Raw genomic sequence first — 15,153 nt, 5'->3', positions numbered from 1 at the left:
GAAAATCGGATGACTTCCTTGGCGTGAATATTTCCCCGCAAGCCGGGGAAAGCCGCTTTTTGCGAATCCGCCAATCGTAAACTTCAGGCATCATCGTTCCATCCGTGCGACCGCATTTTGGCATTGATTGAATCGGGGCGGTGGGTTTCCGATCACACCACCAGCAAAGATACATCCGCGGTTACCCTGTTTTGTATCCGTGTTGACATGCCGCTTGATCCGATTATACAACGCTCATGCTGACAACTCATCTTCAGGAATAAAAATCCATGACGATCAGCATCCGGAAAAAAATCATCGCCAGCTTTGCGCTTTTCATCATGATCAGTACGCTGATCTGGTTTCTCAACTACTACAAATACCAGCTGATTACCCAAAAGCTGCAGATCATCGAAAAAAAGGATCATGTGTTCAACATGATCCTCGAGGCCCGGCGTTTCGAAAAAAACTTTTTCCTTTTCCACAGTTCCGAGGATCTTAGTCACTCCATTGATTACGTCAAGCAGGCCGAAGCCCGCCTCACAGAAGTCATCAACGTCCATGGCCGCTATACGGCAGAGCGCGATCTAAAGAAGAAAAACCAGGCGCTTCTGGGTTATCTCGAGGCCCTGCAGTCCGTCACCGTACCTCCCGGTGCCGATGCCTTTTCCTCCACGTCGGCGGCCGCCTATAACGACGCCGCCCTTAAGGGACGCCAGGACCGCATCCGGGACCTGGGCCGCCATTTGACCGATGATTTTGAGTCCATGCTCAATCAGGAACGACGGCAGGTGATCCAGATCGTGCATGAATCCGGGTACTATCTCTATTTTGCCCTGGCGGCGATTTTCGTACTGACGTTCGGCATTGCGATCTTTATGTTTTTCAACATCAACCAGCCGCTGGAATCCATTGAAACCGCCATTCGAAAAATCGCCTCGGGCGCCTATGCCGGCATTCCGGCCATCTCCAGCGGTGATGTCTTCAATTCCCTGGTCACCAGCCTGAACCACATGATCCAGGAGTTGAACCGGCGCAATGAACAGCTGGTCCAAAGTGAAAAGCTGGCCTCTTTGGGAACCCTGACATCCGGTGTTGCGCACGAGTTGAACAATCCGCTGAACAACATCTCCACCTCGGTTCAGATCGTCATCGAGGAGTTGGAGGAAGACAACCTGGAATTTAAACGCGAACTGCTTGAAGAGACCGAAAAGCAGGTTGACCGGGCCCGGGATATCGTCAAGGCGCTGCTGGAGTTCTCCCGCAAGGGCGCCTTCAATCCGAAACCCACGCAGTTCAGGGAACTGGTCACCCGAACGATCAAGATGATCAAGGGCGATCTTCCGGCCAACGTCGACATAGAGATTGATATCCCCAAAACCATCCGGGCTGAACTGGACGCCCAGCGGATTCAGCAAGTACTGATCAACCTGATTCAAAATGGCTTGCAGGCCATGGCGGATGGCGGTAGCCTGAAAATCAGCGCCGAGCAATCCGTGGGCGAAAAACAATTCTGCTTTCAAATTTCAGACAGCGGAACAGGCATTGACAAAGAGACCATGGGCAAAATTTTCGATCCGTTTTTTACCACCAAAACCGAGGGACGCGGATCGGGCCTGGGGCTCTCCATCACTCATGGTATCATCGAACAACACGAGGGCCGCATTTCCGTAGAAAGCCGGCCCGGAGAGGGGACGACGTTCACCGTATGTCTACCCAACCGACTGACTTCGGAAACCCGATGACGACGAGAAAAGAGCGGCTGCTGGTTGTTGAGGACGAAGACCTGGCGCGCAAGAACCTGATGCACATCCTGGATCGCGAAGGGTACGATGTCACCGGTGTGGAAAGCGGTGAAAAAGCCGTCGCCCTGATCAAAGAGCATCCCTTCGACCTGGTGATCACCGATTTTAAGATGGGACGTGTAGACGGGCTGCAGGTCCTGGAAAAAAGCAAGACGTTTCAGCCGGGTGTCGAAGTGATCATCATCACCGGCTACGCCACGGTCGATCTGGCGGTCAAATCCATGAAGGACGGCGCGTTTTACTATATTGCCAAACCCTACAAGATCGACCAGGTGCGCAAGGTCGTCAGCGAGGCGTTGATCAAGCGCCGGCTTCAACTGGAGAACCAGCAGCTCCGCGATGAATTGCAGCGCATCCGGCCCATACCGGCACTGATCGGCAAGAGCCCGGCAATGGAAAAAATCAGGGAGACCATTCGCCAGGTCGCCCCCTCGGACACGAATGTGCTCATCCTGGGAGAAAGCGGCACGGGAAAGGAAATTGTGGCCAAGGCCATTCACCTGCTCAGCAACCGCCAGTCCAAACGGTTCGTGGCCTTTAACTGTGGCTCCTTTACCGAGGAGTTGATGGCCAACGAGCTCTTCGGGCACGAAAAAGGGGCCTTCACCGGTGCCGATCGCGAGCATGTCGGCCTGCTGGAGGTCGCCGATGGTGGGACCGTATTTCTGGATGAAATCGGCGATATGCCCCTGACCATGCAGATCAAACTGCTGCGGGTCATGCAGGAGCGGGAACTGATGCGCGTCGGCGGCGTCACCCCCCGTCAGGTAAATGTGCGCTTTTTGGCGGCGACCCACCGCGATCTGCACGAAGACGCCCGCACCGGCCAGTTCCGTCAGGATCTCTATTACCGGCTCAATGTCATCACCATCCACATTCCTCCGCTCGCTGAGCGTCGCGAGGACATTCCCCTCCTGGCCCAGCGCTTTCTGGCCCGCATTGCCGGTGAGATGCAAAAGGAGGTCAGCGGTATCGATTCGGAGGTCATGGAACTGCTGGGCCAGTACAGCTGGCCGGGCAATGTGCGCGAACTGGAAAACATCGTCGAGCGCGCGGTGGCCCTGGCCACCAAGCCTACCATCGGGGCGGATCAGCTCCCGGATCACATCCGCAATCTCACCATCGAAACCTATCGCACGGCCGGGGATGCCATACCGACGCTGGAAGAGCAGGAAAAACGCTACATCGAATGGGTACTGCAGAAAACCGAGGGAAACAAAACCCATGCCGCAAAGATCATGGGCATCGACCGGGTCTCTCTCTGGCGCAAGCTAAAGCGTTTTGGCTGGGATGATTCCTGAACCGGTAAAATCGCCGCTCAGACATAATAGGGCGTATCGATGGCGCAATCGATATCCTTCACGCCGGGAATGGCCGACACCAGGGCGATAATTTTCTCGTAAACATCATCGCCTCCTTGTCAAACACCGTAAAAGAAATAGAGCATGACCAACTCCACGACCAGAAAGAGCAGGGTCATGACAAACCCGGCCTTGGCATAATCGACGGTCCGGTACCCGCCGGGGCGCATGATCAGCGCATTGACCTGGTGGGTCGGCAGCACGAAAGTGTTGGATGCCGACAGTCCGACCACCAGTGCGGCCATGCGCGGATCGGCGCCGGCCATCATCGCCATGTTCATGCACAGCGGCACGAGAAGAACGGTGGCCCCCACATTGGAGATGAACAGCGTGAAGCAGGAGGTCATGATGCCGACGGCGGTGAGCAGTACGATGGGCGAGGGCTGCCCCAGAAGTCCCAGCACCTTGGTTGCGATAAAGGCCGCCGTGCCGGTTTTCTCGAAGGCCATGCCCAAAGGGATTAGTCCGGCCAGCAGAAAGACCGTCATCCAGTCCACGGCCCGGTAGGCTTCGTCGATACTCAGCACACCGGTGATGATCATCCCCAATGCGCCGGACATCAGGGCCACGGAGAGTTGGATCTTGAAAACGACGATCTGCAACAGGGCCAGCGCCAGCCAAATTACGGCCAGCTTGGCTTTCTGAGGTCTGAGGATCTCCCCTTCCAGAGGGGTAGCAAAGGTCAGGGCCCGCGGCTGGGGCTGATTCTTGACCAGATGAAACCGCTCCCAGGGTCCCTGCAGCAGGAGGGTGTCGCCCATGGAGAGGGCGATCTGGGTCAGGCCGGTGTAGTAGATCCGGTTGCCCTTGAACAGGGCGATGGGGTTGAGGTTATACAGGTCCTTGAAGTTGGCCTCGTTCATGGTTTTGCCGATCAGCTCCGAGCGCGGCGACACCACGGTCTCGGCCATGCCGGCACTGGTGCGCGCCAGGCTCTCGGCGAAGGTATCCAGCCCGTCCTTCAATTCCCAGCCCAATTCCTCGGCCAGGCGGTTGACGTTTTTCTCTTTGCCGACAATGGCGATGGTATCTCCGGCCTCGATCTCGTTGTGGCTGCGGGGGGTCAGGTTCATCCGCTTTTCACCGGCATGATGAATGGCCACCACGGTAAGCAAAAATTTGGATCGGATGTGCAGTTCCTGCAGGGTCCGGGGGCCGGCAAAGTCAGCCGGCACGGCCAGCTCGTAGGTGTTGCCCAGCGCCTTGTACTCCTCCATCAGCGCCGCGGTCACCCCGCGATCGGCCTCTCCCGTGGCGGCCGGCAGGACGAATTTACCGAAGATCAGAAAGTAGATGATGGCCGTGGCCAGCAAAGCGATACCGATGGGTGTCTGGGTGAACAGGCCGAAGGGCGCCAGCTTTTCTCCACCCAGGGTCATCAGGTCGTTGAGCAGAATGGTCGGGCTGGCCCCCACCAGGGTCAGCGTGCCCCCGATAATGGCGCAAAACCCCATGGGCATGAGAATTCGCGATACCGGGATTTCCATGCGTTTGGCGATCCGCTGAGTGGCCGGCATGAACAGGGCCGCCGCGCCGATGTTCTGCATCATGCTTGAGATAACGCCCACGGCGCTCGAAATCAGGGCAATGACACGACTCTCGCTGTTACCGGCGAGTCGGATGATCGGCCCGGCCACCTGGTTCATTACCCCGGTTTTGTCCAGGCCGGCACCGATGATAATCACGGCGATGATGGAGCACACCGCGTTGCTGCTCAGCCCCACGAACGCCTCTTTCGGGGAAATCAGGCCGGTCAGGGGCAACATCACCATCATGATAATCCCCACCACATCCACCCGCACCCATTCAAAAATAAACAGTACCACCGCAAACGACAGCATAATGATGGTCAAAATCATCTCGGGGGTCATTCAACGAACTCCTCTCCATTCTTCGATACATGCCACCGAACCCGCCCGGTGACGGTGTGCTCACGGCACCTATTTCTCGTTGCGGAACCAGTAACACAGACTGAATGCAATCAGGATCAGTCCGATGGACAGAATAAAATGACTGCTCATTTCAGTTCCTCTCCCAAAATGGGTTGTTTCAATCAGATCATCGAATAAACCAGTACTTCATTGCGCGGCCGGTGGTCTGCAGCGGGACGGTTCTCGGCGGCCGTGGTGGGGGCATCGGAGATAACGAATTCGATGCTCCCATACTCATGCTGGACGCTGGCCAGGGCCTGTTCCGGTTCATCGAATTTGACCACCTGGACAAATTGGATCCCCGCTGCTTCGGCGGCCTGTCGAAAACGCAGACCATTTTTTTCGGAAATGGACTGGAATTCCTGGCAGAGCTTGCTGCGCGATGTGGAAAAAAGACCGAAAGAATCACAGGAAAGCGGGGCGCTGTTCAACGCCAGAATTTCATAGGACATCCGGCGGGCCATATCGATGGCATAATCGACAACTTCATCGGAAAACGCGCTTTCATTGCCCATGACCACCAACCGGCCTTCAACCCCGCCGGCGCCACCATCGTCACCGGCCACTTCAGTATCCACCACTGCCGCTGTCAGCTGTTTCGAGTCCGAGAGGGTATCGGCGGGTAAATTTTTCTTTGTCCTTTTGAATGGATTTCTCATGTCGCAACGCCTCCTGGTTAAATTTGGATGTTACTGCGCCTTTTTTACGAGCACCAGCGGGATGGATAATTTGGGCATGGCCCTTTTTCCCGCCGGATAGCTTTGTTTTTTATGGATATCGGATGGATCCGGACAGGGCCGGGGATCAAAAACCGTCAAAACGATATTACGGTGCCTGCGCACATAGCGTTCGATGATCCGTCCGGCGGCCTCAGCGCTGACCTCGCAGCGATAGCTGATGGGCGTATCCGATGGGTCCGACAGCAACTGTTTGAGCGGATCGGAATCCGCGGCCTTCGGCGTCTGGACGATGTGCAGGATATCCAGCCGGGCCGCCACCCGCCGGCACAATACCAGGGCGTAGTCCAACGCCTTGGGGTTCGGTGGAATATGATCGGTTGCAAAGAGAACGGTTTTCATCAGTCGATCCCATCGGTTTGACGATTTGACGAATTTAGTTATCAATTCATGTGCCATGTGGTTCAATGTTCAATAACGACTCAGGATCAAAGGGAAATCGTCCCTTATGGACACGCAAGAGGAAAAAGAACCAGCCGTTGCCATATGCAACAGCTAATCGCCGCTTTTATAAATAGCCATTATTTTCATGATGTTATGCAATGTTACAAATCAAGCCGACATGCGTTGCATATCGCAACGGATTAAGCCCGATAGGTGACGTCGCATCCGGCCAACACCTTCCGAATCGATGCTGGCCGGGCGTTTTTCAAATATGCCGATACCGACTTCATTCGGGCACGATTGTTCAATGCCCCCGGTATTTTCCTGTGGTCCGACATCGGCTGCAGGCAACCGATCCAATCCGTCCGTCCCATTAAAATGAGCCGATGAGAACGTTTTTTGCAGGGCACTTCGGGCAATTGAGTGGCTGGGCCCCAAAAAAATCAATGGATGTTGTTGCCGGCGTTCGGGTATCCGGCAAGAAGACCAGGCAAGGAGAACAGCAATGCGGTTTTTCAAAAAGGAATCCCCACTCCCCGAACAAGCCCCCCCGTCAACGGAGATGGACCAGCTTCGCCAGTTGGTACGCAAGGCCGGCATGCCCCCCGAGGCCGCCGATGCCACCTTCATGGAGATCGACCGGATTGCCAAGATGCCCCCGGGCAGCACCGAGCATACCATCGGCGTCAGCTACATCGACTACCTGACCCACCTGCCCTGGAACCGCACCACCGACGACCGGCTTGATCTCAAAGCCGCCAAACAGGTACTCGACGACCAGCATGAAGGGCTTCTGGAAATCAAGAATCGCGTACTGGAACACCTGGCGGTGCGCATCCTGCGGTCCGAGCGCCGGCATACCATGCTGGTGGTGGACGATGAGAAGACCACGCGCATGAATCTGATGCATGTGCTCACCAAGGAGGGCTACGCGGTGGAAACGGCCGCCGACGGCCTGGAAGCCATCCGGCTGCTGGAAAAGCAGGCCTTCGATATCGTCATCACCGATCTGAAAATGGAACAGGCCGACGGCATGCAGGTCTTAGAGACGGCCAAGCAGAAAAATCCCGACACCGAGGTGATCATCATCACCGGCTATGCCACGGTGGCGACGGCGGTCTCGGCCATGCAAAAAGGGTCCTATCACTTCCTGGCCAAACCGCTGAAGCTGGACGAAATCCGCACAACGGTCGCCAAGGCCCTGCGGCCCAAACAGACCCGCCTGGACCACCGCGGGCCGGTGCTCTGCTTTGTGGGCCCGCCGGGAACCGGGAAAACCTCCCTGGGCCTTGCCATCGCCAAAAGCATGCAACGCCGTTTCGTGCGGATTTCACTGGCCGGAATGAAGGACGAGGCCCAGCTTCGCGGACACCGGCGCAGCTATGTGGGCGCACTGCCCGGCCGCATCATTCAGGAGATCCGTCGCGTGGAAACCATCAACCCGGTCTTCATGCTGGACGAGCTGGACAAAATCAGCCAGGAGTTCAAGGGAGATCCGGCAGCCGTCCTGCTGGAAGTGCTCGACCCGCAACAGAACACCCACTTCATGGATAACTATCTGGACCTGCCCTTTGATCTCTCCAAGGTGATGTTCATTGCCACGGCCAACACCGTGGACACGATTCCCGAAGCCCTCTTGGACCGCCTGGAGGTCATCGAGCTATCCGGCTATACGGAGCAGGAGAAAGTCCGCATTGCATTCAACCATCTGATTCCAAGGGAAATCGAAACGAGCGGACTGGAAGGCCGATCAATCGACATCAGCCAGGCGGCTGTCGTCCGCATCATCCGGGAATACACCCGCGAGGCCGGCCTGCGCGGCCTTCAGCGGCAGATTGCCGGCCTTTGCCGCAAAATCGCCCTGGATCAGGTCGACCAGGGAAATGACGCGGCCCCCCTGGCCATCACCGAGGAGGCGGTGGAGAGACTTCTCGGGCCTCGTCGCCATACCTTGGAGGTGACCCAGGCTCGGGACCGTGTCGGCGTGGCGACCGGCCTGGCATGGACCCGCACCGGCGGTGAAATCGTCTTTGTGGAGGCGACCCAGATGCGCGGCGCGGGCCAGCTCACCCTCACCGGTTCCCTGGGCACCGTAATGAGGGAGTCGGCCCAGGCGGCCATGAGTTACATCCGCAGCCACGTGGAGGCCTTTGGCATACCGGCGGATTTTTTCGAACGGCACGACATTCACATCCATATCCCGGCCGGGGCGATTCCCAAAGACGGCACCTCGGCAGGCGTGCCCATTGCCGCGGCGCTGCTCTCCATGATCACCGGGCGTGCCTGCCGGCGGGACACGGCCATGACCGGCGAGCTGACCCTGACCGGCCGCATTCTGCCGGTAGGCGGAATCCGTGAAAAGCTGCTCGCCGCCCATCGGGCCGGTGTGCGCACGGTGGTGCTGCCGGCCAAAAACGGGGTTGACCTGCAGAGCATTCCGGACGAGATCAAACAGGTACTTTGCATTATCCCCATTGAAGAGTTACCGGGCGCCATTGAACAGGTGCTGATCGGAAGGGATTCCTTAAATTGAACGTTGAACGATCCTCGGCCTTTGCGCTATAACTGTCGGTAACATCACCAAACCCCGATGCCGGGGCGGGCGTTGCCCGAATCCGGCATCACGGTGGCCAGGCCATGCGGCCCGTCTGAACACACAAAGCCAACCCAGGAAACGTCCATTTCATGACCGTATCGCATGCATAACCCCCGACTGCACAAGAGTTTCGCCTTTCACCTCCTGAACTCGCCGACACGACTGTCGATCCTGGGGTTCGCCCTTTTGATCGCCACGGGCACGGCGCTGCTGATGCTGCCGGCATCGAGCGTCAACGCCCCCCTGGGATTCATCGATGCACTGTTCATGTCCACCTCGGCCAGTTGCGTCACGGGACTGTCGATAATGGATATCGGCACCGGGCTGAGCCATTTCGGCCAACTGGTGCTCCTATCCCTGATTCAGGTGGGCGGGCTGGGTATCCTGACCATTTCGACCCTCCTTTTGATGATGATGAAGGGACGCCCGACCCTCTCCGGGCAGGCCATCATCAAGGATACGTTCACCTATGGCGAGGGCAAACAGACGGTATCATCGGTCCTGAAGGCCATTTTTATCACCGCTTTTTCCATCGAGGCGGTGGGCGCCCTGGTGCTCTACCTGCGCACGGCGCCCCAGGCAGGCTGGCACCAGGCGGGCTACCCGGCCGTCTTCCACGCCATCAGCGCCTTCTGCAATGCCGGTTTCTCACTCTATGCGGACAGTTTTGCCGGCTTTCGCGAAGACTGGGTGGTCAACGGGGTGTTGAGCCTGCTGATCATCATCGGCGGCATCGGTTTCGTGGTCATTGCCGATGTCAAGAGCCGCTTTTTGAGCCGCAACAGAAAGATCGCCCGCCTGAGCCTGCACAGCCGCCTGGCCCTCACCGCCAGTGGGATCTTGATCCTTCTGGGAACCCTGGCGATCCTCTTTATGGAGTGGGACAACACTCTGGCGCCGCTGAGCATACCGGGGCGGGTCCTGGCGGCCCTGTTCCAGTCAGTCAGCGCCCGCACGGCCGGGTTCAACACCCTGAACATGGGCCACATGGCCAATGAAACGCTTTTCATGCTTTGCATCTTCATGTTCATCGGCGCCTGCCCGGGGTCCTGCGGCGGCGGGGTCAAGACCACCACGGTGGCCGGTCTGATGATTCAGGGCCTATCGCGCATGCGCGGGCTCAGCCACCCGCGGATCTTCAAACGCACCCTGACCGAAGCCAGCATCTCCAAGGCCACCAGCGTGGTGATGGTCAGCATGGCGGTAATCACCGTAGCTATCATGGCGCTGATGATGAGTGAACTGGGCGGGCTCTCCCACGCCCAGACCCGGGGACGATTCCTGGAACTTTTTTTCGAAGTCATCAGCGCCTTCGGCACTGTCGGTCTCTCCACCGGCGTCACCGGCACCCTTTCGCCGATGGGGCGCATCACCATCGTCATCCTCATGTTCATCGGCCGGTTGGGTCCCATGGTAATCGGTCTGGCCGTCAGCCGGGAGCGCATCAGCCGATTTCACTATGCGGAAGAAAACATCATGATTGGATAGTCCCCATGAAAAAGCAGTTTGCCGTTATCGGACTCGGAAATTTCGGTTTTTTCCTGGCCACCGCCCTGTTCCAAAAAGGCCATGAGGTGCTGGGCATCGACATCAACCCCAAACTGGTCCAGGAAATCCGCGACCGGATCAGCCGGGCGGTGATTGCCGACGCCACCGATGCCCAGGCCATGAAGGAGCTGGAACTGGCCAAGATGGACGCCGTGGTGGTGAGCATCGGTTCTGTCCTCAACAGCAGTATCCTGGCCACCCTCAATGTCAAAGACCTGGGGGCAAAGAAAGTGGTCGCCAAGGCGGTGAGCGAAGCCCATGGCCGCATCCTGAGAAAAATAGGCGCTGACGAGATCTACTTTCCGGAAAAGGACTTGGCCCTGACCGCGGCACAGCGTCTGGACAACCCCAACGTGCTGGACTACCTGCCCTTTATGGAGGGCTACAGCATCGTGCAGCTGGCCCCCCCGTCCTCGTTCATCGGCAAGACCCTCATCGAGTTGGATTTGATCAACCGTTTCGGCATCCAGGTAATCGCCATCAAAGAGCTGATACCGGAAAACGTGGTCATGATCCCCACCGGCCGGTTCGTGGTCAAAGACAGCGATATCCTCGTTCTCCTGGGTCCCGAGGATGCCCTGGTCGGACTGCAGGAAAAAACGGCGAAGTAAAGATAAAGGAAACCCGTATGCCCGTAAAGCCCCCTTCGCTCTGGAGACGGTTCGCCACCATCGCCCAACCCTATTTTTTCCCGCATGTCCGAATGGGTGGCTGGATCACCCTGATGCTCATGGCGCTGCTGATGGCCTTTCTGTTCGGTGTGCTCTGTGTGGCCGTGGCCGGTATGGTCGCTGCCGGCAACGCCTTTTTCCCGGAGTTGACGGGAAGGATTGCCGGCGGGCTGGTTGCGCTGGTGCAGAACCTGTTTCACTCGGGCGGCTGGCTGCTGATCGCATCGGCCCTGGCCGTTCCCCTGCTGATCTTCTCAGGATTCCGCCGGCACCTGGCCGCTCGTCGACGGGCCTGGACGCTGCTGGCCATCGTCCTCCTGCTCTCCCTCTCGGTCACCGGCATCAACGTCGCCTTCAGCTACATCGGCAACTATTTCACCAATTCTCTGGTCAAAAAAAACCAGGAGATGGCCTACCTCTATGTGGCCGTCTACTTCGGCGGCTTCTTGATCGGCATCCCCATTGTCGCCTTCTACGGGTACATGCGCGACTACCTGGGCATGCACTGGCGGGAGTGGATGACCGGCGAATTCGTGGGTAATTACTTCAAAAACCGAAACTACTATGAAATCGAGGCCGACGGCAGCATCGACAACCCCGATCAGCGGATCATGGAGGATATCCGCTCCTTCACCCGCACCTCTCTCGCTTTTCTGCTCATCCTTCTCGGGTCGCTGATGGACCTTATCTCCTTCACCGGCATTCTCTGGTCCAAGTCACGGCTGCTGGTGGGGGTCGTGCTGGTCTATTCGATTGCCGGAACCCTGCTCACCGCCCTGATCGGCCGTCGCCTGGTGCGCCTGAACTTCAATCAGCTGCGCTACGAGGCCGACTTCCGCTACGCCCTCGTGCATGTGCGCGACAATGCCGAATCGATTGCCTTCTACCAGGGCGAGGGACCCGAGGCACAGCAGATCGGCAGCCGGTTCCACAACGTATTGAGAAATTTCAGTCTGCTCATCGGCTGGCAGAGGAACCTCTCCTTTTTTACCACGGCCTACAGCTACCTGCCGGCGGTCCTGCCATTCCTGATTCTCTTCGGCCCCTACTTTAGCGGCAAAATCGAATACGGCGACATGGTGCAGGCCAATTTCGCCTTTACTCAAGTCTACGGCGCCATGTCGCTGATCGTCTCTCAGATCGAATCGATCACCAGTTTCGCTGCCGGCGTGAAGCGTCTGTCGACCTTTGCCGAAGCGATTCCACCGGACCGCCCGCCCATGGACGGTATCCGCTCCGAAGATGCGGATCACTTCGCCCTTGACCGCATGACCCTGATGACGCCGGACAACCGCCGCAACCTGATCCGCAACTTGTCCCTGGCCCTGGACCGCAAGCTCAATCTGGTGGTGGTGGGACCCAGCGGCGTCGGCAAGAGTTCCCTGCTGCGGGCCATTGCCGGCCTGTGGACCCGCGGCGGCGGGATTGTCCGGCGGCCGCCGCTGGAGCGGATCTTCTTCCTTCCCCAGAAACCGTATATGCTTTTGGGCAGCCTACGGGATCAATTGCGTTACCCCCGTCTCCAGGAGGCAATCCCGGACGACGAACTGCAGCGGGTACTGGAAATGGTCAACCTGAAAGATCTGCCGGCGCGCATGGGAGGGTTCGATGAGGCGCCCGACTGGGCCGATCTGCTCTCCCTGGGAGAACAGCAACGCCTGGCCTTCGGGCGCCTGTTGATCCACCGGCCGGCATTTGCCGTTTTGGATGAAGCCACCAGTGCCCTGGACCGAAGCAATGAAAGCCGCCTCTACGGACTTCTTCGCGAAATGGGCATTCACTACATCAGCGTCGGCCACCGCGAGTCCCTGCTCGACTATCACGATCGGGTGCTGGAACTAAAGGGCGAAGCGCGGTGGCGGATGGTCCCTGTTCCGGAATACCGCGAACCGATCACCGCCACCTGATCGCCGTTGGACTATCGATCAGTTCTTTTACGTTAGCATGGATCAAAAAATTACGGGCACCATCGCCGGTTTCCCATAAAAAAGGGCACCATCAACAACCATGTACTCGATTCTGGCCCACGCACGCTTGATGACCATCCAGTAATATTAGCGTCATGTTCCCGTAAGGTGCGGCTGCTAATGTACCATCAACAAACGGATCCTCTGCTGGCCTGGCCATGGAACCAGAGAGTCCGAGCCTTTAAATGATCTCTTCATTTTGCTCTCCTCCTTCCCCTCATCGGGCCGCCATTTGGTGGCCCGATGTCTTTTAACGGACCGAAAAATCAGTTTAAAAAGGTAGCGTCCAGATAGAAGCGCCAGCAACGATCATTTCAATGCGGTTGACGTTTAGCCGTGAGTTTCTATGATTTCATCAACGATTGAAAGTTAATTGTACCTTCTGGTGGATCAACTAACCATGTTTTGATCATATCCCGTATTTTTCGAACAGCCTCTAACTTTTCGGATTCGTTTCCCTCAGCGACAGAAGGATCCGGAAACGGCCAATGCCAGCGTTTTGTAATTCCGGGAAAAATAGGACAACGTGATTCCGAATCATGACATACGGTGATGACATGATCATAAAGTTTACCGCTTTTGAACAATTCGAAAACGCTTCGGGGATTTTTATCTGTCAAATCAATATCGTCTTCTTTCATCACCTTGACGACCAACGGATTGATTTCTTCAGCAGGTTCGAAACCGGCACTTTCGATTTCAAAATGATCGCCGTACAATTTTCGGAGATAGGCTTCGGCTATTTGGCTGCGGCCACTGTTGTGCTGGCAAATGAAAAGAACTTTGGCTTTGGCTGTCATATTTGCTCCATTATGGGTATTTATTGCATTCTTATAGATGTCGTTTATTAAAATATTGTTAGGAACCAAAGAGTCCGACCCTTTAAATGATCTCTTCATTTTCCTCCCCATCTTCGTCGGGCTGCCTTCGGGTGGCCCGGTGTCATTTTGGGCTCAGAAAAAAATAGGCAGAGTCCCGTTAGAGGCCCTGCCTTTTTCACCGCCATGTCAGCGGATTTGATTTGGTGCTTGGATCATAATTCATCCGTGTTCTGAAAAACCTGCATGTAAAAGTATTCGCCCACCTTGACTGTCTTTGTAGGCACCATAGGAATCTTTTTTATCAGTTCTTCAGGCGAGTACCGATTTTCCATCGCCGGACCGAAAGGTGTCTCTTTCTTTTCGATCTCGACAATTGCCAACTGAGCATCGAATTTTAATAACCGCTTGGCCTCTTGGATAAAATCCGCAAGTTTATTTCTCGGCAAGGAATGTATCACGGTGGAAACGTACAGATGATCGGTAAAATGATCTGGGAGCTGGTCAAGTTTGGTTATATCTCCCTTAATGGCATCGATATTGGTGCCTTTGATTTCATTGGCAAGTTTCGTTATAAAATAGCTGTCGCGATCAACGGCATAGACCTTACCTGATGCGGAGACCGCTTGGGAGAATATCTTTGCCATATACCCGGTGCCACATCCTGCATCAATGACTGTCTGTCCTTGTTTAATGTTCAGTGAGCTGACAATGAGTTGGGGGTCAACCAAGCCTTCTGTAAATTTTCGCATCGAGAATCGCTTTTTATTTTCCTTGAAGTCGGCCCTTTATGGTTGCATCGATTTTTAATCGAGCCGCCTCAATAACATATCAACGAAGGGAACATCTGCTGAAGTAAATTCATATTCGGTGAGTTGGTCAACGGTGACCCAACGGTAGGCCTTATGATCATTCATGGATATGGTGCCACTCACCCATGATGCCCTGTATGCCATCAGTTCGATAGAAATGTGATCGTAGTGATGGACATTGGAACCGAGGAAATCACCGATGGTCACCTCGATATTGAATTCCTCATTAAGTTCTCGGGCAAGGCAAGCCTCAGGGCTCTCCCCAGGCTCGATTTTACCACCAGGGAACTCCCATAATCCGGACAAATGATCGCCACTTTTTCGTTGTGCGATGATAATCTGACCATTTTTTTCCAATATGGCCGCTGTGACTTTGATGATATCCCGCATGTCGTTCTCTATTGGAGAGTTTATTTTGTGTCATAACCTCGGCTTAATTGATTGTCAACCAACACCAACCCTTTGACACTAAATGAAATCTTTGCCAATTTGGATTCAGCCCACCGATTATTTCCACCACCAAAACGGAGCACGGCCCCATGGC

13 protein-coding genes are annotated in these 15,153 nt (G+C 56.1%); 6 read left to right on the top strand and 7 right to left on the bottom strand.

The genetic code is table 11. The annotated features are described in order from the left end of the window. Window positions 1-269: 269 nt before the first annotated feature. Complete coding sequence (locus GN112_RS32180) at window positions 270-1,724, top strand: sensor histidine kinase (protein ID WP_155313858.1); 1,455 nt, start codon at window positions 270-272, stop codon at window positions 1,722-1,724. Further along, entirely contained in the window at window positions 1,721-3,085 is a 1,365-nt protein-coding gene (locus tag GN112_RS32175; RefSeq protein ID WP_155313857.1) for a sigma-54-dependent transcriptional regulator, read from the top strand. Before GN112_RS32180 ends, GN112_RS32175 begins: the two co-directional genes overlap by 4 nt. A gap of 119 nt (window positions 3,086-3,204) precedes the next feature. Here GN112_RS32175 and GN112_RS32170 read toward each other — a convergent pair whose 3' ends face one another. From GN112_RS32170 to GN112_RS32155, 4 genes are all read right to left on the bottom strand, one after another. After that, window positions 3,205-5,016 carry an SLC13 family permease gene (locus GN112_RS32170; RefSeq protein ID WP_155313856.1) on the bottom strand — a complete coding sequence of 604 codons (1,812 nt, stop codon included), beginning with the start codon at window positions 5,014-5,016 and terminating at the stop codon, window positions 3,205-3,207. Between the two features lie 182 nt (window positions 5,017-5,198). After that, window positions 5,199-5,735, bottom strand: a complete 537-nt coding sequence (locus GN112_RS32165; RefSeq protein ID WP_155313855.1) for a universal stress protein — start codon at window positions 5,733-5,735, stop codon at window positions 5,199-5,201. Between the two features lie 30 nt (window positions 5,736-5,765). Further along, window positions 5,766-6,155, bottom strand: coding sequence for a universal stress protein (locus GN112_RS32160; RefSeq protein WP_162459217.1), 390 nt, complete (start codon window positions 6,153-6,155; stop codon window positions 5,766-5,768). Between the two features lie 210 nt (window positions 6,156-6,365). After that, a complete protein-coding gene (locus GN112_RS32155; protein WP_155313853.1) occupies window positions 6,366-6,716 on the bottom strand; it encodes a hypothetical protein in 351 nt (116 codons plus the stop codon). Between GN112_RS32155 and lon the strand changes: the two genes are divergently transcribed. The 4 genes from lon (at window position 6,703) to GN112_RS32135 (ending at window position 12,919) form a co-directional block, all read left to right on the top strand. Then, window positions 6,703-8,730 carry an endopeptidase La gene (gene lon, locus GN112_RS32150; RefSeq protein ID WP_155313852.1) on the top strand — a complete coding sequence of 676 codons (2,028 nt, stop codon included), beginning with the start codon at window positions 6,703-6,705 and terminating at the stop codon, window positions 8,728-8,730. The genes GN112_RS32155 and lon overlap by 14 nt on opposite strands. 165 nt (window positions 8,731-8,895) lie before the next feature. Next, window positions 8,896-10,281, top strand: coding sequence for a TrkH family potassium uptake protein (locus tag GN112_RS32145; protein ID WP_155313851.1), 1,386 nt, complete (start codon window positions 8,896-8,898; stop codon window positions 10,279-10,281). Between the two features lie 5 nt (window positions 10,282-10,286). Continuing rightward, window positions 10,287-10,952 (top strand): potassium channel family protein, encoded by a 666-nt coding sequence (locus GN112_RS32140; RefSeq protein WP_155313850.1) that lies wholly within the window; start codon window positions 10,287-10,289, stop codon window positions 10,950-10,952. 17 nt (window positions 10,953-10,969) lie between these two features. Further along, window positions 10,970-12,919 (top strand): ABC transporter ATP-binding protein/permease, encoded by a 1,950-nt coding sequence (locus GN112_RS32135; RefSeq protein ID WP_197743450.1) that lies wholly within the window; start codon window positions 10,970-10,972, stop codon window positions 12,917-12,919. 404 nt (window positions 12,920-13,323) lie between these two features. Here the strand turns inward: GN112_RS32135 and GN112_RS32130 are convergent, their stop codons facing one another. The 3 genes from GN112_RS32130 to GN112_RS32120 all read right to left on the bottom strand — a co-directional run bounded on the left by GN112_RS32130 (window position 13,324) and on the right by GN112_RS32120 (window position 14,999). After that, complete coding sequence (locus GN112_RS32130) at window positions 13,324-13,779, bottom strand: arsenate reductase ArsC (RefSeq protein WP_155313849.1); 456 nt, start codon at window positions 13,777-13,779, stop codon at window positions 13,324-13,326. Between the two features lie 233 nt (window positions 13,780-14,012). Continuing rightward, entirely contained in the window at window positions 14,013-14,549 is a 537-nt protein-coding gene (locus GN112_RS32125) for a class I SAM-dependent methyltransferase (RefSeq protein ID WP_155313848.1), read from the bottom strand. Window positions 14,550-14,603: 54 nt separating this feature from the next. Further along, window positions 14,604-14,999: a (deoxy)nucleoside triphosphate pyrophosphohydrolase gene (locus GN112_RS32120; protein WP_197743449.1), complete on the bottom strand. Its 396-nt coding sequence runs from the start codon at window positions 14,997-14,999 to the stop codon at window positions 14,604-14,606. Window positions 15,000-15,153: the final 154 nt, after the last annotated feature.

Origin of the sequence: Desulfosarcina ovata subsp. ovata, assembly GCF_009689005.1 — a bacterium.
In the GTDB taxonomy this organism is placed as follows: domain Bacteria; phylum Desulfobacterota; class Desulfobacteria; order Desulfobacterales; family Desulfosarcinaceae; genus Desulfosarcina; species Desulfosarcina ovata.
The sequence above is the reverse complement of the archived record's forward strand: the minus strand, read 5'-3'. Positions and strand labels throughout refer to the sequence as shown.